This is a genomic window from Verrucomicrobiia bacterium, from assembly GCA_026414565.1.
Classification (GTDB): Bacteria; Verrucomicrobiota; Verrucomicrobiia; order Limisphaerales; family Fontisphaeraceae; genus Fontisphaera.
The window spans coordinates 218,704-237,127 of the sequence record JAOAIT010000009.1 but is presented as its reverse complement, the minus strand read 5'-3'; the positions used below and the strand labels follow the sequence as shown (position 1 = coordinate 237,127).

Genomic DNA, 18,424 nt, shown 5'->3' with positions numbered 1-18,424 from the left:
CATGGAATCGTGGCTCAATTTGACCGTGCTGACGCTCACCCCCCTGGTGGGGGCGGCGCTGGTGCTGCTGGCGGGGCGCAGTTGCGCACGGCGGGCACGGCATTTGGCCATGCTCGCCGCGCTGGCCGTGCTGGCAGAAGCCCTGCTGCTCTGGAACCGCTTTGATCCCATGCAGGGCGGCCTCCAATTAGTTGAGCGTCAGGCGTGGGTGCCTTCGCTGGGGGTGCATTATTATGTAGGTGCCGACGGCTTGAGCCTGCTGATGCTGCTGCTCACCGCCCTGGTCACGCCGGTGGCAATCCTCGCCGCGCAAGAGATCAAGGACAAGGCCGCGCCCTACTTCGCATTGATGTTGCTGCTGGAGACCGGCTTGCTGGGGGCATTTACCGCCCTGAATTTCTTTCACTGGTTCCTGTTCTGGGAACTGACACTCATCCCCGCCTTTTTCCTCATCAAACTGTGGGGCGGAGCGGGGCGCGGGCCGGCGGCGATGCAGTTCTTTGTTTATACCATGGTAGGTAGCGTAACGCTGCTGCTGGCCATGCTGGGGTTGTATCGCGCCAGCGGACAATTTGACTTCCCGGAGCTGGCGCGGCTGGGGCGCAGCGGGGAGCTTTACGCGCTGGTGGCGATGAATCTGCCCCTCGGCGACTGGGCCCCGCGTTCTGTCATGTTGCTCCTTTTTGGCGGGGTGTTTCTGGGCTTCGCCATCAAGACGCCCATCCTGCCTTTTCACACGTGGCTGCCCGCCGCGTATGCGGAAGCGCCCACGAGCACGGCCATGTTGCTCACCGGCGTGATGTCCAAGCTCGGCGTCTATGGTCTGCTGCGGCTGGCGCTGCCCATTTTTCCGCACGAAGTCCGGGCCTTAAGCGGGCTGCTGCTGGGGCTGGCCGTGGCGACGGTGGTGATTTCCGCTTTTACAGCCTTTGCCCAACGAGACCTCAAACGACTGCTTGGTTACTCGTCCATCAATCATTTGGGTTACTGCGTGCTTGGCATGGTGGCAGCGGCGACAAGCTCCGCCGCCGGGGCCGCCCACCAGGCCGCCGCCCTCAACGGTGTGCTGCTGCAAATGTTCAATCACGGCATCACCGCCGCCACCCTGTTTGCCGCCGTCGGCTGGTTGGAGCAGCGCAGCGGCGGCCGCCGGGGGGTGGAAGATTTTGGCGGCCTGCGCCGGGTGGTGCCGGTTTATACGGGGCTGACGGGGGTGGCGTGGTTTGCCTCGCTGGGGCTGCCGGGGTTGAATGGATTTGTGGGAGAATTTCTGGTGTTTAAAGGCGTGTTTGGGCTGGCGCCCTGGGCGGCGGCGATCTCCACCTTCGGCCTGCTGGCCACGGCGGTGGTCATTCTGACGGTCATACAGCGGATCTTTCACGGCCCGCTGAATCCGGCCTGGGAAAACCTGGCGGAGCTGACGCCCGCCGAGCGTTTGCGCTTCGTGCCGGCCGCGGCCCTCATGCTGCTGTTGGGAGTCTGGCCGGCGCCGGTCATCAATTTGATCAACGAAACCGTCCTGCGCCTGGCGGCGCATCTCCAGACCTGACCATGCTGCACTGGCCGTTATATCTGACTTTTGCCGGGCTGTTGCTCGTGCTCCTGCTGCCAGGGCGGGCAGCGGGGGCGTGGGCGCGCCTCGTCGCGCTGGCCGTCTCCGTGGGAGGGCTGTTGTTGGGGCTGGCCGGGGCACAGCAGGTCCATCCTCTGAACGGCATGCTCACGCTGGTCAATGTCCCCTGGATCGAATGGCTGGGCATCCGATTTCATCTGGCGGCGGACGGCATCACGGTGGTGATGGTGCTGCTCACCGGCGTTGCCGCCGTGGCGGGCGTGTTGTTCTCGTGGAACATTGAACATCGCGCCCGGGAGTACTTCGCCTTTTACCTGGCCCTGATTGGGGGGGTGTATGGGGTGTTTCTCAGCGTGGACTTGTTCCTGTTGTTTGTTTTTTACGAACTGGCCATTGTGCCCAAGTACTTCCTCATCGCGCTGTGGGGCTCGACGCGCAAGGAATATGGCGCGATGAAACTGGCGCTGTATTCCTTCGTGGGCAGCGCGATGGTGCTCATTGCCTTGCTGGCCACGTATGTAATGAGCGGCAGCCAAGCCCCTCTGACGGCGGCGGCGCCGCGTTCCTTCGATCTGCTCACGCTGAGCCGGCTGGAGTTCCCGGCATCCTTTCAGCTCTGGGTGTTTCCACTGATGTACATCGGCTTTGCCATTCTGGCGGGTCTCTGGCCGTTTCATTCGTGGGCGCCGACCGGCCACGTGGCCGCGCCCACTGCGGCTTCGATGTTGCTGGCCGGGGTGATTATGAAACTGGGAGCCTATGGCGCCTTGCGGGTTGCCATGGCACTTTTCCCCCAGGGGCTGGTGCACTGGCAGATGCTGCTGGCATGGCTGGCGGTCATTGGGATCGTCTATGGCGCGCTGGCGGCGCTGGCGCAAAATGATTTCAAGTTTGTCATTGGCTACTCCAGTGTCAGCCACATGGGCTTTGTAATGCTGGGGCTGGCAACCCTGACATCCATCGGATTACATGGCGCGGTGCTGCAAATGTTCTCCCATGGCGTGATTGCCGGGCTGCTCTTCGGTGTGGTGGGCCGGATGGTCTATGACCGGGCGCACACGCGCGAGCTGGACACCCTGGAGGGTCTGCAACTGGCGCGGGCGCTGCCCTTCGCGGCGGTCACTTTTGTGATTGCCGGGGCGGCCTCAATGGGCCTGCCGGGCTTCAGCGGTTTTGTGGCCGAGTTGCAGGTGCTCCTGGGCGCGTGGCAGGCCTTTCCAAGGCTGATGCTGTTGGCGGGGGCGGGCGTCATCATCGGCGTGGCCTACACGTGGCGCGCCCTGCACAAAGCATTTTTTAGCGATCGGCCCGTACCCGCGGCACTGCGCGGCGAGCCGTTGCCGCCCATCACGTGGCCGGAAAAGATGGGGGCGCTGCTGCTCATCCTTTGCACGCTGGCGGTGGGGTTGTACCCCCGGTTGTTGCTGGACTGGATTATTCCGGCATTCAACAGCCCGCTATTTGACGGGCTTAGAAAGGTGGTGACGCCATGAGCGACATTGCCTATCTCGACGTGTTGAAGGCCCTCCGGCCCGAGGCGGTGCTAGTGCTCACGGCGCTGGGCGTGCTCTTGGCGGATTTACGCTGGGGCCGCGACCGTTCCGTATCCTGGCGGATGAGACTGACCGGTTTGTTGACCGCATTGGGATGTGCCTTCGCCGCCGTGGCGGTGATTGGCTGGCCGCCTTCCGCAAATGAAAGGGTGCCGTTATTGGGAATCTCTCTCCAAATCCAACATTATAAGCTGGCGCTGCTGGTGCTTACCCTGGCCGTGGTGCTGTTGGCGGCGGAGACGGATTTCACCCCCCATGCCGGAGAGTATTTTGCCCTGCTACTTTTCGCCACCCTGGGCTTCATGCTGCTCGTCAGCGCCAACAACCTGCTGCTGCTCTTTGTCGCCCTCGAGCTGTCCAGCCTGAGCCTCTATCTTCTGACCGCGCTCGACAAACGCCATCCCCGCAGCGCCGAGGCTGGCCTCAAATATTTCCTGTATGGCAGCATGGCGGCGGCCTGTCTGCTGTTTGGCTTGAGTCTGCTGTTTGGTTTGTCCGGGGAGTATTATTTCCAGGAGATTCCCGGCAAGATCCCCCGCGGCCCGCTGCCCCTGGACCCCATCATGGCCCTGGCCATGGCCCTGGTGCTCGGCGGTCTGGCCTTCAAAATTGCCGCAGTGCCGTTTCACTTGTGGGCGCCCGATGCCTATCAGGGCGCGCCGGCACCCAGCGCCGCCCTGATTGCATCAGGCTCCAAGGTGGCGAGCTTTCTGGTGCTGAATGCCGTGGTGCTCTCCGTGTTTGCCGGGGTCAGTGGCAACGCCCATTGGGGCCAATTTGCCGCCGGTTGGAAGCCGCTGTTCGCCCTGTTGGCAGCGCTTTCGATGGTCCTGGGAAATCTGGCGGCGCTGGTCCAGCGCAACGTGCGCCGGCTGCTGGCGTACAGCGCAATCGCCCACAGCGGCTATGCCGTGCTCGCCATTCTGGTGCAACAGGAAACCGCGCTGGCCTATTACGTCATCACCTACGGTCTGGCCATTGTGGGAGCATTTGGCGTCATTGCCGCGGTGGAGCGGCAAACCGGCGGCTCCGACCTTAACCACTTCAACGGACTGGCGCGGCGCTCGCCGCTTTTGGCCGGGGCACTGTTAATTTTCCTGCTCTCACTGGCCGGCATCCCGCCCCTGGCCGGTTTCTTCGGCAAGTTCTATGTCTTCCTCGAGGTGCTGCGGGATGATCCGGGCGCGGGGGGGCGGCCTGTTCCGGGGCTGCTGTATCTGGTCATTCTGGCGATTGGGATGAGCGCCGTCTCGCTCTACTACTACCTGATCGTGCTCAAGCATGCTTATCGCGCAGACCCAGTCGAATCTGCGGCTCCTCTGCGCGCCCCGCTTACCCATGGCGTAGTGGCAATCCTGGGCCTCGCCGTGCTGTTGCTGGGCTGCTTCCCCGACTGGCTGCTGCGCTGGCTGCGATAAGGTCACGGGAAATTTCCATGGCCTCGGGCGGCATTGACCGGCCCAAATCATAAAAATCTGGACACCTCCTCCCCTGCCCCGGCACATTCGCGCCGGTGCTGGAGTGGAAAACAAGCTTGCTGGCCGCGCTGGGAGTGCTGTTCATCGGCCTCTCCAAGGCCGGCTTTGGCGGTGGTCTGGGGATGCTCACCACCCCGCTGTGCGTGCTGGCGTTTGGGGCGGGCGGCAAACCGGCCATGTTTGCCGTGGGTGTCATCCTGCCTTTGCTTTGCGCGGGCGACGCTTTTTCCCTGTATCACTACTGGGGCAAATGGGAAAAACGTAATCTGCGCTGCCTGCTGCCGGGAGTCATTGTGGGGGTGGCCCTGGGATCACAATTATTTCGTGCGCTGTCCGATCGGGCCTTGAATTTCTGGATTGGTGTGATCGCCATTGCCTTTGTGGTCTTTCAACTCGCCAAAGAGTGGGTCTTTCGCGCTGAAGGCCAGTTTCGGCCCACCCCCTGGATTGGCCTGCCTTTTGGCTTCGGCGCCGGGGTCACCTCCACCATTGCCCACGGGGCCGGCCCGCTGGTGACCATGTTTCTGGTGCCGCAGCGGCTGCCCAAGGAGGTTTTTGTCGGCACCACCGTGCTGATCTTCACGTGGATCAACTGGATTAAAGTCCCTTTTTTCGTAGCCAATGACGTGATCACCTGGGAAACGCTGCGCACCGGCCTGTACTATTTTCCCCTGGTGCCCCTGGGGGTCTGGCTGGGGGTCTGGCTGAATCGCCGCATGAGCGAGAAGTTCTTCCTGAACGCCGTGTACGCCATCACCTTCCTGGCCGGCCTGCAACTGGTGGTGGGATGGGATGTGTCCCGCCTCTGGCGCTGAAGTCAGGCCCGCCGCGCCGCCAATTGCCGGGCCAAACTGATGGCTGCCTTCATGCTGGAGGGATTGGCCGTGCCGCGGCCGGCCAGGTCATAGGCCGTGCCGTGATCGGGCGAAGTGCGAATGAAAGGCAGGCCAAGTGTCCAATTCACGCCATGCTCGAAAGCCAGCAATTTCAGCGGCCCCAACCCCTGGTCATGGTACATCGCCACCACGGCATCATAGGCCCCGTGGGCCGCATGATAAAACACCGTGTCCGCCGCCAGCGGCCCGTGCACATCCAGGCCCCGGCTGCGCGCCGCCAGCACGGCGGGGCGGATGGTGGTGATCTCTTCGTCCCCAAATTCGCCGCCCTCGCCCGCATGGGGATTCAAGCCGCACACCGCGATGCGATGGCGCGGCAAATCCAAATCCCGGCAGGCCTGGGCGGCCATGTTAATGGCCAGCTCGACTTTGGGCTGGGTGATCTCCGCCGGCAACAACTTGATGGCCACGTGGGTGGTGACCAGGGCCACGCGTAACCATCGCCCGCGGTCATCCGCGCCCAATAACATCATGATGACCGGACAATTCCCCGCGATGGCAGCCAAATATTCCGTCTGACCAATGAAGGGAATGCCGCAGCGGATGATGGCCTCCTTGTTGACCGGGGCGGTCACCATGGCGCTTAACTCCTGGCGCAAGCAGCGCTCCGCGGCTTCGCGCAGGGCCGACAACGCCGCCCGCGCCGCTGCCGGCGAGCCGGGCGACAAATCATCGGGAAGGCTGGTCCCCCCCGGGGTAAGCACCAAAAAGCGCGCCTCCGCATCATTGGCATCATAGGGGGATAAGGGGAGACCTATGTTAAAACGGTCATTGAGACGCTCAAGCCAGCCGCCATCGCCAATCAGCAAATACCGCTCCTGGTCCTGCCCCGCCAATTCCGCCAGCGCTTTTAGCGTGACTTCCGGACCAATGCCGGTCACATCCCCGATGCAGATGCCGATCATACTTCAGGCCTGCGTCACAATGCAGGGCAGCGTTAGGTACGTTTGGGCCGGCGCCCTACAACCCGTCACCCTGGGGAGGGTTATGCTGCGCCGGGCTGATTAGAATATTTGCACAAAGGTTTTGGCACGCAAGCGGTTAATCCACTTCTTTTGGAGGCGGTCCCGCTCCTGCACCACCAGCAGTTTTTCGATCTCGTTGCGCACCTCGGGCAGGGGACGCACACTGCGGCTGCGCACGTCTTCCACAAATAAGAGATAAAACTCGCGGGGCGGCGGAGCATCATTCAAGGCTGGATCTCCGGCTTGATGTTCAGCAGCCAGTTTTTCCGAGCCGTCTTGCTGAACCAGATACCGCCGGGCCATTTTCACCTGGCCGTCTTCGCCATAAACAAAAACCCAATAGCCATGCTCCTCCGAATCCAGGCTTCGGCCCACCAGCGGGGTGTACTGGCCAGGTTTCAAATGGAAAAACTGATCCGTAATCCCCCGCCGCAGGCTCTTGCGATCCACCCAGCCCCAGTCGCTCTGGGCGCCTTCGTTATAAATCAACATCTCACGAAACGGCTGGCCGGATTTTAGTTTGCCCCAAATCTCCAATCCGCGTTTTTTGGCGGCTTCCATGCCCTCGCCGCGTCCCTCCAGGCGGATCATCAGCAGTTTGACCTGGTCTTCGTGCGCAAACTGCTGTTGATTGGTGGCGTAGTAAGACTCAATTTTGTGGGGAGAAATCAGGATGGCCCGGCTCACATTCTTGGCGCGCATGGCCTCCTCAATGATCTGCTCGCGCACCTCCTGCCGCCAGGATTCAAACGTCCGCCCCTGGGCCTTCAAGGTTTGAATCAACTGCACCCGGTCCCCGAAACGCTTGCGAATACGATCCCGGATTTCCTCATCAATCACCGTTTCCGGCAGCATCAGCCCCGAGGTCTTGAACTCATGCAGGATGAGCTTGCGTTCGATGAGCGTCTCCAGGCCGTCCTGAAAAGCCTTTTCCTGCCGCTGGCGCAGTTCATCCCGGTTCTGATACATCACCCGCAACGCGGCCATCACCGGCTCCGTCAGGTAATCCACGTCCCCGGCGGTGATCACCGCATTGTGGACAATGGCCAGAATGCCATCGCGTCTCAGACTCTGGCCGTGCACCGCCATCGTGGCCCACAGGCAGCACAGCCCGGCCAGCGCTCCCAACCATTGGATTCGCTTTGTCATGCAGCAGGGCGAATCTAAAGGGGCCGGCTTGCGGGGTCAAGGAAAGGAAATTCACCCGGCCTGCCCTCGCTGGCCGAAACCGCCGGGGCTGGTGAGGCAGGCGCTCCAAGGCTGCAGCCGTCCCCCCGGTGGCAAAATTCACTCGCGGCCACGCGGGCTTCCCGCCCTGCGCCCGGTTTTTCCCGGGGAGGAGGCCGCATCTTTTTTGGCTTTCCTTTGATGAAATTTGCGGCCCCTGTCGTCCAAATATTTGACCTATGAACAACCCTATGAATCGTCGGAAATTTCTCAAAGCCGGACTTTTTACCACCGCCGCCCTGAACATTGTTCCCGGCGGGGTGCTGGGATTAAACGGGCAAACTCCCGCCAACAACCGTTTGAACATCGCGGGGGTGGGCGTTGGGGGGCAGGGTCACAGTGACCTGCGCAACATGAAGAGCGAAAACATCGTGGCCCTGTGCGACGTGGACTGGCGGCAGGCGGCCGGGGCCTTCAAGGAGTGGCCGGAAGCCAAAAAATACAAGGACTACCGCGTAATGCTGGACGAGATGGAAAAGAGCATTGATGCGGTGGTGGTGGCCACGCCCGACCACATGCATGCCTTTGCCAGCATCGCCGCCATGCAACGCGGCAAGCACGTCTATTGCGAGAAACCGCTGACGCATTCGGTGTATGAAGCCCGCATGGTGGCCCAGGTGGCAAAGGAGAAAAAAGTCGCCACCCAGATGGGCAACCAGGGCCAGGCCTCGGAAGAAACCCGCCGGCTGTGCGAATTTGTATGGGATGGCGCCATTGGCAATGTTCTGGAGGCTCACATCTGGACGGATCGCCCCTCCCAGGGCCTGTTCAACGAGTACTGGCCCCAGGGCGTAGCCCGCCCCAAGGAAACTCCGCCGGTGCCCGAGGGCTTGGACTGGGATTTGTGGGTCGGCCCCGCCCCCATGCGGCCCTATCATCCTGCTTATCTGCCCTTCAAGTGGCGGGGCTGGTGGGACTTCGGGACGGGCGCGCTGGGTGACATTGGCTGTCACGCCATTGACCCGATCTTTCGCGCCTGCAAACTTACCGCGCCCGTCAGCGTGCAGGCCTCCTCCACGCGGGTCAATACCGAGACCTACCCCCTCGGCTCAATGGTCACCTACCAGTTTCCGGCGCGCGGCAACCTGCCGCCCATGAAACTGGTCTGGTACGACGGCGGCCTGCGCCCGCCGCGGCCCGACGGGCTGCCCGACGGCGTCACGATGGGGGACAATGGACGATTGCTGGTGGGCGACAAGGGATTCATCCTGGGCAACCGCCTGTTCCCGGAATCCCGCCGCAAGGAATATACAGACCCGCCGCGCAGTCTGGAACGCTCACCGGGGCACTATCAGGAGTGGATCCTGGCCTGCAAAGGCGGCAAAACCCCCGGCAGCAACTTTGCCTTCGCCGGGCCGCTCACCGAGGCCGTGCTGTTGGGGAATGTGGCGTTAAGGGTGCAACTGCGCGAGGAATTAACCCGCACCAAACTGCTGTGGGACCCGGTGGCCTTCAAGTTCACCAACTGCCCGGAGGCTAACGCCTTCCTCAAGCGGGATTACCGCGAAGGCTGGAAACTGGTCTAAGCGGCACAGCGGCTCACACCGCCTTGAGCGCAGCCTGCAAATAACCCAGGGCATAGGCCATGCCGGCATGCCACGGGGCGGAGCAAGTCATTTGCGGGGCGTGATCCGGGATGATCACACCCGAAAAACCATTGCGCTTGAGGATGCGCAATACCTCCAGCACGTCCACGTCCCCTTCATCAATGAAGGTTTCCTTGTAAGTGGGCACCTTGCCCCGCACGTTGCGCAGATGCACATAGGCAATGCGCCCCTGCCGGCTGTAGGTGTCCACGGCCTCATAGACATCTCCCTCGGTCATTTCCGCCAGAGTACCCACGCAGAACTCCAACTGGTTTCGCGGGCTGGGAGCTAACGCAATGAGTTTCTGATATAAATGCGGCTGATAAACCAGCCGCGGCTGGCCACGCACGGTGGGCATGGGGGGATCATCCGGATGCGCCGCCAGTGTGACCCCCGCCGCTTCGGCCACGGGCAGGACGGCCTCCAGAAAATCACGGCAGCGCTGCCACAACTGCTCCGGCGTGGCGGGGGGCACGGTGCCCGGCGGCGCGTGCGGATCATAAACCATGTTCCACACCATGCCTTGGGGCATGGGCTTGTCCACTGGCCCCTCCATGCCCACGGCTTCTGCTCCGCCGCGCGCAAAAGGGCCTTTGACCCGCCCGGCCACTCCGGCGATGGAAAAGTTGTAGCCCATGATGGGAATGCCGGCTTCCCCCAGATTCCAGATGATGCGCTTCACGTTCTCAAGCTGCTCCGCCTTGCGGGGGCCATCCAGCAGCACATCATGCCAGTGGGCTGGATCAAAGTTTTCAATGGCCTCCAATTCGAGGCCGGCCGCATTGACCCTGCGGCGCAGGGTCACCAGTTCTTCCACCGTCCACAACTGATCAGGATCACCCGCCAGCCCCCATCCTAAATCATCGCCCACAGGTTGATCCCCCGGCAAATTGCTGCGGGATGAGCGGAAATAATCCACCAGATGCGCCACGATATGCGTGCAGCCGCACTGACGGGCAAAACGAAAATGCGGCTCGTCCAGTTGATGACGGTAAAGTCCAAGTCCCAGTTTCATGCGCCAAACTAAAAGCCGATGCTCGCCCCGCCATCCACGGGCAAGACCACCCCGGTGACAAACCGGGCGGCCGGCGAACACAAATAGACCGCCGCCATGCCCACATCTTCAGGATGTCCCAGGCGGCCCATGGGAGTACGGCTGAGGATCTTCTGCCGGCGCGCCGGATCATTGGCCAGGGCTTTTTGGGACATGTCCGTATCCATCCAGCCGGGAGCAATGGCATTGACGCGCACCCCGTGCGGCGACAGCTCGGTGGCCAGGGCGCGCACCATACCCACGTAAGCGCTTTTGGCCGCGCTGTAAGCCACCACCTTGGGGATGCCGAACAGCGAGGCCATGGAGGCAATAAACAGCAGGCTGCCGCGTCCCCGCTGGATCATGGCCGGCGCCACCGCGCGGCTGAGGGCATGCGCCCCCAACACATGGGTGGTCAGCACCTGCAGGAACTCCTGCTCGGTGGTCTCCACCGCCGGCTTTTTCAGGTGAATGCCCGCGTTATTGATCAGAATGGTGATGGTCCCATGGGCCTTTTGCACCTGCTCGATGAAGCGCGGCGCCTCGGCCACCTGATCTACATCATGCACCGCAAAGCCCGCCAGTGGCCCGATGCTGTGCGCCGCGGCTTCCAGGGCCGCCACGCGTCGTCCCACCAAAATAACCCGTGCCCCCGCTGCAGCCAGGCATCGCCCCATCGCCAGTCCCAGGCCGGTGCCGCCGCCGGTGATCAAGGCCAGCTCGCCGTCCAGACGAAACGGACAAGGCCATGCATGCAAGGCGCAGTCGGTGGCCTGATTAAGCTTTGTCTGTTTGCTCATGGAATACACCAGGCACAGCCCCCCTTTTCGGGCTGGCCAACGGCTAAATGTGGGCCTTCTTCCCTGTTTGGCAAATCTGAATAATTCAGGCGGGCGTGCCGTTTTAACATTGAGCCCTGGTGGCTCACGCGGCAGCATGACTCATGTCACGATATGAAATATACGCCCAAACCCGACTGGCACACCGCCCTCAAGCTGGCCTGGCTGCTAACACTTTCCCTGCCCCTGGCGGCAGCCCCTGCCCCGCCGATGTTGCTCGAAGACTTTGAAGGCCCCACCAACCGCTGGTCGTTCAGTCCTGGTGCAGAATTCCCGGGTGCCAAAGGCCGCTTCTTCTTTTCCCCGCAGGCCGCCCATGCCGGGAAAATGGGCGGCCGTCTGGAGTTCGATTTTTCCGGCGGCGGCAATTACGTGGCAGCAATTTTCCGGGTCCCCACCAACGTGCCAACCCATCTTAATGCCTTGCAATTCTGGGTGAGGCGCCCCGAAGGCCACAGCCTTGTCTTTCGCTACACGGACCCCACCGGCCAGACCCTGCAAAAGCCGGTGGAATGTCCGGCCGGCCGCTGGGTGCGGGCCTCGGTAACCTTCGCGCAGTGGTCGGGCCACTGGGGTGGCGCCAACGATGGGAAAATCCACGGCCCGCCACAGCAACTGGCCCTTTTGATTGACAACGGCGAGACCCGCCAGGGCGTACTGGACTTCGATGACCTGACTCTTATCAATGCCGATGCCTTGATAGCCCGCGTGTCCTGGCCTGCGTACCAGTTCACTGAGGCCGAGGGCTGGCGTCTGCGGGTGGACGGCAACGGGGGAGCCAGCCGCCTGGAGGGCCGCCAATGGACGCTCGATTTTTCCCAAGGCGCGCGCTCCATCGGCCTAAGCCTGCCGGAGCGCACCTTGTTGGGCAATGTGGACCGCCTGCGCCTGCGTTTGCGCGGCGATTTACAGGGGCACCCCGTCCGTCTCAGTGTGTACACGCACTTCATGACCTTTCACAAAGAGCTGACCCGCGTGCCCTCCACCACCGGCGACGGCATTACCGAATATGTCACCGACGGCCCGCCCGGCCCGGGCTGGGAATGGTACGGAGGCGAGAACGACGGCAAGATGCACGGCCCGCTGCGCTTGGGCACGCTGCAGGTGCAAGCCGGCAACCTGCGGGATCAGCGCACCGTGGAATTGCTCGAAGTCCGCATTGACGGCTCCTGCCCCGCCGACAAACGCTGCCTGCTTACCGCCGACACCCGCGAGCAGCAAGGCCGCTGGCAAAGCACCGCCACGTTGCGCGCACTTTCTGAAACACCGCTCGAAGGCGAGCTAACGTGGGTGTGGCGCACCTGGGAGGGCCAGGAAGTGGCCCGCAACCGCCAAAAAGTGCGCGTGCCTGCCCTGGGCCAGCCGCTGGAGATTACCGTGCCACTGCCAAGGCAAACTGCCACTAAATTCCTGGAGGCCGAGTTCTCCGTGGACCTCCCCGGCCAGGATGTGCCCCCCGTGACCACCGCCTGGGTGGCCCCGCTGGAAACCAGAGGGGAGGCCACGCTGGAGCCGGAGTCGCTCTTTGGCATGGGGCTGTACCTCTATCGTTACGGCGGCGATGCCCGCGGCCTGGCCCAAATGGAACAGGCCGCCCAGATGGCCCGCGATGCCGGGGTCAAGTGGTCACGCGAAGAATTCGCCTGGTCACGCATCGAGCCGCGCAAAGGCGAATTCCAATGGAAATTCTACGACGACATGATGGCCTGCGCCAAACGCAACGGCATCACCGTGTATGCCATCGTCTGTTACTGGGCGCCCTGGACCAAGGCCTACACCCCGGAGGGCGTGGACGATTACGTGCGCTATGTCCAGGCCCTGGTGCGGCGCTATGGCAAGGACATTAAACAATGGGAAATCTGGAATGAACCCAACATCTTTTTCTGGCAGGGGCCCAAGGAAATGTACGCCGAGCTGCTGAAGCGCAGTTACGCCGCCATCAAGGAGTTGGATCCGCAGGCCGAGGTGCTGGGGCTTTCCACCGCCGGCATTGATTACAAGTTCATTGACCAGATGCTCGCCCTGCAGGCGCCGTTCGACATCCTGACCATTCACCCCTACCGCCGGGTGCTCAAGGACACCGAGTTCATTGCCGATTTGAAGAAGGCCTCCGACAAGGTCATGCTGCCCGATGGCCGCCGGCGGCCGGTGTGGCTCACCGAGATGGGCTGGGCCACATTTACACCGCACAACACGTTGCGCCAGGATTTTGTGCCCACCACCCTTCGCGCCCAGGCCGAGCTGATCGCACGCAGCTACCTGTGCGCCATTGTCTCCGGGGTGGAGCCGCGCACGTTTTGGTACAACTTCCGCAATGACGGCGAGGACCCCATTTATTTCGAGCATCAGATGGGGATTGTGCACCGGGATTTCCGTCCCAAACCGGCCTATCGCGCCTACGCCGTGCTGGCCGGCCTGCTGCGCGGGAAAGTCCTGGAACGCCAACTACCCATGGAAGGCGACACCCTGGCCTACACATTCAAAGCCAAACAAGGCGCGTCGCGGGTGACCGCCGTCTGGAATCCGCTGCGCGATGCCCAGGTCACGGTGCCCGTGGACAGTGCTCAGGTCACATTAATGAATACGATGGGGGAAAGCCGCCGCGTGGCCGCGCCCAATGGACGTTGCTCGGTATCGCTGCGTAAAGGAGCGGTCCTCTATCTCCTCCATTAAGTCATCCCCTGGCTGGTCTGCCTGCCAGAGGCAGGGCCTGAAGTAAGAACAAAAAAACGGGTGGAGCAGAAACTCCACCCGTGTGTGAAACCAGGTTAAATGGGGTTTAAGCCACGCTGACCTGCGCCGGCTTGGCCAGAATGTTGTGCTGGCTGGGCATCGGCGGTTTGAGCGTGCGGAACTCGCCCCACTGCATCTTGGATACATCGGTGTAGAGCAGGTCGGGTCCGTACTTGAACTCGTTGTTCAGGATGTCGTCCCATTTGACCTCGCCGCCGCTGTAGGCCGCCTCGCGGCCCATGATGGCCGTCAAGGTGCTGTCGGTCACATTTTTGGCCTCGTTCAACTCGGTGCCTTTAACGATGGCATTAATGAGGTCAATGTGCTCCTGGGTGTAAGGATCATTGCTCTGCAAGCGCAGGCTGCTGCGCCAGCGCTGGCCGTCCTTGGTTGTGATGCTGCCGCTGGGGTTGGAAGTGCCCTGGGTGCCATGCACGGCCTCGCTGACACTGGCCCACGCGCGTTTGATCTGGCCGCAGTAGCTGTACATGCGGGCCCCGTTGGCATACTCGTACTCCACGGCAAAGTTGTCCCAAATTTCCCCGGCCTTGTCGCCGAGTTGCTGGCGGGCGCCCATGCCCCAGCAACGGACGGGATGCCCGTTCATGATCCAGTTGCAGACGTCCAGGTTGTGCACGTGCTGCTCGCAAATGTGGTCGCCGGACAGCCAGATGTAGTGGTACCAGTTATTAATCTGCACCTCCAGCGGGCTGACACCGGGTTTGACACCGCGATGCCAGATCGGGCCGCCGTTGACCCAGTAGGCCCGCAGGGTGACGATGTCCCCAATTGCCCCGTCCTGCAAACGTTTGATGGTCTCCACATAACCCGCCTGATGGCGCCGTTGCGTGCCGGCGGCCACTTTCAATCCCTTCTGCTTCGCCATCTCGTAGGCCGCGTACATGATGCGGCAGCCCGGGGCGTCGGTCGCCACCGGCTTTTCCGTGAATACATGCTTGCCCAGCTCGATGGCGGTCTTGAAGTGAATCGGCCGGAAACCGGGCGGCTCGGCCAGGATGACATAGTTCACCCCCGGCACTTGCATGGCCTTGATGTAGCTGTCAAAACCGCTGAACCGCTGGTTTTCCGGCACACCCCATTTGTCCTGCAGGTCGCGGGCCTTGCCGGGGAAAATGTCCGCGGTGGCCACAATCTTGGCCTGCACGCCGGCGGCTTGGGCCGCGGAGAGGAAATTATTGCCCGCGCCGGAGCCGCGGCCGCCCAGCCCAATGATGGCCGCGTTCAGCGTGATGTTTGCCTGCGCGTGAAGAATCGAGGGGAAACCCACGGCGGCGGCGCCCGCCACGACGGTGGCGCCCTTCAAAAAGTTACGACGGGTGACTTCAGTTTGCTGTGTATTGGTCTTTTTCATAAGTGTCTGTGACAGGTTATTTCAACCATCGGCAGGCAAAAAGCCAGCCTTTTTTATGATTGTTTCTGTACCGCAGCGAGCGGCGTGATAAGGATTGGACGACGGCTTCCGGGCGCATCTTCACATTGCCAAGGGCGGCGCCCTTGTTCAACATCCTGTGCATGAATGAGCCACGCCCGGCCACGCCGGCCGCCTATCAGCATACGCTGAGCTTGCGCGTCCGTTACAGTGAAACGGATCAGATGGGCACTTACTACAACTCCCGGGTCCTCGAATGGTTTGAGTGCGCCCGGACCGAGCTGCTCCGCAGCCTGGGGCTGCCCTACGCGGAAATGGAGCGCCGCGGCGTCCTGCTGCCGCTCGTTGAAGCCCACGTCGAATACCTCGGCCGCGCCCGCTATGATGACCTGCTGCAGTTGACCGTCCGGGCCGCGCCCGAAGGCCGCGCGCGCCTGCGCTGTATGGTGGAAATCGTCCACGGCGAGACGGGCAAACCCGTGGCCCGCGGCTACACCGTGCATGGGTTCACCGATGCCCAGGGCAAACCCATCCGGCCCCCGGCATGGTTCTGGGAGGCGTTTGAAAAGGCGCTGGCCCGGCAAAACACCCCCTCCCCCGTGGCCAGCTCCGAATGACAGGCACCCGCCCTGCCCCGTGGGCAGATGATTTGTTATTCCGGCGCCTTGAGCCAGAAACTGGGATGCGGTGGCTGGTTGTAAGCGACATTCTGCCAGGCCACCGCCAGGCGGTATTGCCGGTCCTGCATGAGGGTGGGCAACCGGAAGGCGGCCGGAAGGGTGGAAACGTATAGGCGCAGCTCCCGCCCATCCACGCTCCGCCACAACACCTCCTCCCGCCAGTCCCCCAGAAGATCGGCGCTCAAACACGGGGTGGCCTTGGTCCCATTGTTGGCAGCGCAGCCTTCCGCCACCAGCAGCGTTGTCTCCGTGGCCGTTTCCCAGTTCCATTTGGTGATCACATTGCGGTCCAGCAGCTCCCGCAAGGGGTCCGCGTCCCACCACACCGCAAAATTGCAGGAGCGGGGCCGCCGCTCGGAAATTACTTCGCCCCGGGCGTTCCAAAGCCCGCTGAGGCCGGCCCCCGCCGCCCAACACTCGGTGCCAGGATGCCGTGGGTCAATGTCCGCCGCCAGCCCCCGCCCCACATCGGCGGAGCTTTTGCTCCACAGGATTTTTCCCGTGCGGGCCTCTCGAAATGAGACTCCATGAGGATGGCGAGCTTTTTCATGGATGCCAAAAACCTCCAAACCGGCATGGGTGGGGTCCAAATCACCGACATGCAGGGCGTCACCATGGCCCAGGCCGGTGGTGTACAGGCCCTGCCCGTTGTCATCCACCGTGCAGGCCCCATAAATGATTTCATCGCGCCCGTCGCCATCCACATCGGCCACGGACAGGTTATGATTCCCCTGGCCGGCGTACTCGCGCCGGGCGGGCGGGCCGTCATGGCTGTCAAAGGTCCAACGTCGGGTCAACCGGCCGTCCCGCCAGTCCCACGCCACCAACACGGTGCGCGTATAATAACCGCGGCACATGATAAAACTGGGCCGCTGTCCATCCAGATAGGCCACCGCCGCCAGGAAACGATCCACGCGGTTGCCGTAATCATCCCCCCAGGCGGCCACGTCCCCCCGGGGGGGAAGATAGTTGGTGGTCACCAGAGCGCGGCCGGTGCGTCCCTCAAACACCGTCAAATATTCCGGCCCGCTCAGCACATAGCCGGAGGGACTGCGATAATCCGCCCCGGCATCCCCCAGCACCTGCCCGGTGCCGTCCACCGTCCCATCCGCTGTTTTGCAAACCACTTCCGCGCGGCCATCTCCGTCGAAATCAAACACCAGGAATTGCGTGTAATGCGCGCCTTCCCGGATGTTGCGGCCCAGGAGGATGCGCCAGAGCCGCGTGCCGTCCAGCTTGTATGCCTCCAGGATGGGCGGATCCGTCTGTCCCCGCTGCGAATTGTCCCGGCCACGCCCTGCCTGGTGCAGTACGATTTCGTATTCCCCGTCCCCGTCGAGATCACCAGGGGCGGCATCGTTGGGCAGGTAACCCGGCGGCGTCTGCACGGGAATGGCCAGATAGGGCCGCGGCTCCTGGGAAAGATTGATGACCCAAGGACGACCCATGGCCTGCTCCACCCCCTGCACCACCGGCCGCACAAAATACGCCGCCACGCCATTGGTCGGTGCGGCGTCGTCCACAAAGTCCGTCGTGCGACGCAGGGGCTCACGGGTCAATTTGACGGGCGCAGCCTCATGGACGCTGCGATAGACATGGAAGGCCGTTCCCGGCGCATCCGTGGTTAGCAACCGCCAGCCAAGGTAAACCCGCCCCGGCGCCGTTTGGAGGGCCACCGTGCCCCGGCCCAACGCCTCAGGCGGCACTATGCCGGCCACCACGGCCAGGGCCAGCCCTGAAAACAAAAACACTCCGGCACTCAGCCGGAGTGCGCTGACGAAGCAAAGGCGGGAACTATTTTTCCTCTTCCCAGGGCACCTTCCACAAATAAACGGTGTGCTCGCCTTCATGCACATAAGAATTGTCGCCGTCCTGCCGTTTGACGACCACCTTTTCCACCTTGAGCGGCTTGGCGCCGCGCATGTCAAAATCATGGGAGACGATGCGCGAGCCGGGTTTGAGCTTGCGGAGCTGCGGCATCAATTTCACGTTCAAATCGGGCAGCAGGTACAGTGTCACCACCGTGGCCTCGCTCAGGTCCAGTTCAAAAATGTCGGCTTCCTTGATGGTTACCAGGTGCTCGACTTTATTGGTTTTAACATTTTCGAGGGATTCCTTGACGCGCTCAGGGTTGATGTCAAAGCCATAGGCCTTGACCCCAAATTTCTTGGCGGCGGTCACCACAATCCGGCCATCGCCGCAGCCCAAGTCATAAACAATGTCCCCCTTCTTCACTTCAGCCAGCTCCAACATCTTGTCCACGACTTCCTGCGGAGTGGGCACGAAGACCACGTCCGGCTGGCGTTTGGGCGCCGGGGTGTCCGCGGCAAAGAGGGTTGGGGTTAGGGCCGCCATGGCCAGCGCGCAGGCCAGCAGGGCGGTACGAGCGAGTTTCTTTTGGTATGGCTGCATAGTTATGGTTTTGGACGCAATTCTGCTGACGAAGGTTACAATTAGCCGTTGCCTCCGGG

General features: G+C 62.3%; 14 protein-coding genes. 7 read left to right on the top strand and 7 right to left on the bottom strand.

Going from position 1 to position 18,424, the window contains the following annotated elements; genetic code table 11:
- Position 1: 1 nt before the first annotated feature.
- The 4 genes from N3J91_02195 to N3J91_02180 all read left to right on the top strand — a co-directional run bounded on the left by N3J91_02195 (position 2) and on the right by N3J91_02180 (position 5,419).
- Positions 2–1,549: an NADH-quinone oxidoreductase subunit M gene (locus N3J91_02195; GenBank protein ID MCX8155258.1), complete on the top strand. Its 1,548-nt coding sequence runs from the start codon at positions 2–4 to the stop codon at positions 1,547–1,549.
- 2 nt (positions 1,550–1,551) lie between these two features.
- Positions 1,552–3,066, top strand: a complete 1,515-nt coding sequence (locus N3J91_02190) for an NADH-quinone oxidoreductase subunit M (protein ID MCX8155257.1) — start codon at positions 1,552–1,554, stop codon at positions 3,064–3,066.
- The gene (locus N3J91_02185) at positions 3,063–4,544 is read left to right on the top strand and encodes an NADH-quinone oxidoreductase subunit N (GenBank protein ID MCX8155256.1); all 1,482 of its coding nucleotides are present in this window, start codon (positions 3,063–3,065) and stop codon (positions 4,542–4,544) included. Before N3J91_02190 ends, N3J91_02185 begins: the two co-directional genes overlap by 4 nt.
- Positions 4,545–4,639: 95 nt before the next feature.
- Entirely contained in the window at positions 4,640–5,419 is a 780-nt protein-coding gene (locus N3J91_02180; protein ID MCX8155255.1) for a sulfite exporter TauE/SafE family protein, read from the top strand.
- Positions 5,420–5,421: 2 nt separating this feature from the next.
- Here N3J91_02180 and pdxA read toward each other — a convergent pair whose 3' ends face one another.
- Together pdxA and N3J91_02170 are read right to left on the bottom strand one after the other, a co-directional pair.
- Positions 5,422–6,405, bottom strand: coding sequence for a 4-hydroxythreonine-4-phosphate dehydrogenase PdxA (pdxA, locus tag N3J91_02175; GenBank protein ID MCX8155254.1), 984 nt, complete (start codon positions 6,403–6,405; stop codon positions 5,422–5,424).
- Between the two features lie 99 nt (positions 6,406–6,504).
- On the bottom strand, positions 6,505–7,614 hold the full coding sequence (locus N3J91_02170; protein MCX8155253.1) for a SurA N-terminal domain-containing protein: 1,110 nt from the start codon (positions 7,612–7,614) through the stop codon (positions 6,505–6,507).
- 269 nt (positions 7,615–7,883) lie between these two features.
- Here N3J91_02170 and N3J91_02165 point away from each other — a divergent pair, with 269 nt between their 5' ends.
- On the top strand, positions 7,884–9,218 hold the full coding sequence (locus N3J91_02165) for a Gfo/Idh/MocA family oxidoreductase (protein MCX8155252.1): 1,335 nt from the start codon (positions 7,884–7,886) through the stop codon (positions 9,216–9,218).
- A 13-nt stretch (positions 9,219–9,231) separates the two neighbouring features.
- Here the strand turns inward: N3J91_02165 and N3J91_02160 are convergent, their stop codons facing one another.
- Both N3J91_02160 and N3J91_02155 read right to left on the bottom strand, forming a co-directional pair.
- Complete coding sequence (locus N3J91_02160) at positions 9,232–10,293, bottom strand: mannonate dehydratase (protein MCX8155251.1); 1,062 nt, start codon at positions 10,291–10,293, stop codon at positions 9,232–9,234.
- 8 nt (positions 10,294–10,301) lie between these two features.
- Positions 10,302–11,111 (bottom strand): SDR family oxidoreductase, encoded by an 810-nt coding sequence (locus tag N3J91_02155; protein ID MCX8155250.1) that lies wholly within the window; start codon positions 11,109–11,111, stop codon positions 10,302–10,304.
- Between the two features lie 153 nt (positions 11,112–11,264).
- Between N3J91_02155 and N3J91_02150 the strand changes: the two genes are divergently transcribed.
- Positions 11,265–13,823, top strand: a complete 2,559-nt coding sequence (locus tag N3J91_02150) for a beta-galactosidase (GenBank protein ID MCX8155249.1) — start codon at positions 11,265–11,267, stop codon at positions 13,821–13,823.
- A gap of 106 nt (positions 13,824–13,929) precedes the next feature.
- On the opposite strand, the gene N3J91_02145 is transcribed toward N3J91_02150, so the two are convergent.
- On the bottom strand, positions 13,930–15,255 hold the full coding sequence (locus tag N3J91_02145; GenBank protein ID MCX8155248.1) for a Gfo/Idh/MocA family oxidoreductase: 1,326 nt from the start codon (positions 15,253–15,255) through the stop codon (positions 13,930–13,932).
- Between the two features lie 161 nt (positions 15,256–15,416).
- Here N3J91_02145 and N3J91_02140 point away from each other — a divergent pair, with 161 nt between their 5' ends.
- Entirely contained in the window at positions 15,417–15,890 is a 474-nt protein-coding gene (locus N3J91_02140; protein MCX8155247.1) for an acyl-CoA thioesterase, read from the top strand.
- A 35-nt stretch (positions 15,891–15,925) separates the two neighbouring features.
- On the opposite strand, the gene N3J91_02135 is transcribed toward N3J91_02140, so the two are convergent.
- Together N3J91_02135 and N3J91_02130 are read right to left on the bottom strand one after the other, a co-directional pair.
- Entirely contained in the window at positions 15,926–17,704 is a 1,779-nt protein-coding gene (locus N3J91_02135) for a rhamnogalacturonan lyase (GenBank protein MCX8155246.1), read from the bottom strand.
- A 43-nt stretch (positions 17,705–17,747) separates the two neighbouring features.
- A complete protein-coding gene (locus N3J91_02130; GenBank protein ID MCX8155245.1) occupies positions 17,748–18,308 on the bottom strand; it encodes a methyltransferase domain-containing protein in 561 nt (186 codons plus the stop codon).
- Between the last annotated feature and the right edge of the window lie 116 nt (positions 18,309–18,424).

Excerpts from the sequence above, each read along its gene's own strand:
- N3J91_02145 (MCX8155248.1), bottom strand. The coding sequence starts at position 15,255 with ATGAAAAAGACCAATACACAGCAAACTGAAGTCACCCGTCGTAACTTT.
- N3J91_02150 (MCX8155249.1), top strand. The coding sequence starts at position 11,265 with ATGAAATATACGCCCAAACCCGACTGGCACACCGCCCTCAAGCTGGCC.
- N3J91_02185 (MCX8155256.1), top strand. The coding sequence starts at position 3,063 with ATGAGCGACATTGCCTATCTCGACGTGTTGAAGGCCCTCCGGCCCGAG.
- N3J91_02170 (MCX8155253.1), bottom strand. The coding sequence starts at position 7,614 with ATGACAAAGCGAATCCAATGGTTGGGAGCGCTGGCCGGGCTGTGCTGC.
- N3J91_02160 (MCX8155251.1), bottom strand. The coding sequence starts at position 10,293 with ATGAAACTGGGACTTGGACTTTACCGTCATCAACTGGACGAGCCGCAT.
- N3J91_02165 (MCX8155252.1), top strand. The coding sequence starts at position 7,884 with ATGAATCGTCGGAAATTTCTCAAAGCCGGACTTTTTACCACCGCCGCC.
- N3J91_02130 (MCX8155245.1), bottom strand. The coding sequence starts at position 18,308 with ATGGCGGCCCTAACCCCAACCCTCTTTGCCGCGGACACCCCGGCGCCC.
- N3J91_02195 (MCX8155258.1), top strand. The coding sequence starts at position 2 with ATGGAATCGTGGCTCAATTTGACCGTGCTGACGCTCACCCCCCTGGTG.
- pdxA (MCX8155254.1), bottom strand. The coding sequence starts at position 6,405 with ATGATCGGCATCTGCATCGGGGATGTGACCGGCATTGGTCCGGAAGTC.
- N3J91_02190 (MCX8155257.1), top strand. The coding sequence starts at position 1,552 with ATGCTGCACTGGCCGTTATATCTGACTTTTGCCGGGCTGTTGCTCGTG.
- N3J91_02155 (MCX8155250.1), bottom strand. The coding sequence starts at position 11,111 with ATGAGCAAACAGACAAAGCTTAATCAGGCCACCGACTGCGCCTTGCAT.
- N3J91_02140 (MCX8155247.1), top strand. The coding sequence starts at position 15,417 with ATGAATGAGCCACGCCCGGCCACGCCGGCCGCCTATCAGCATACGCTG.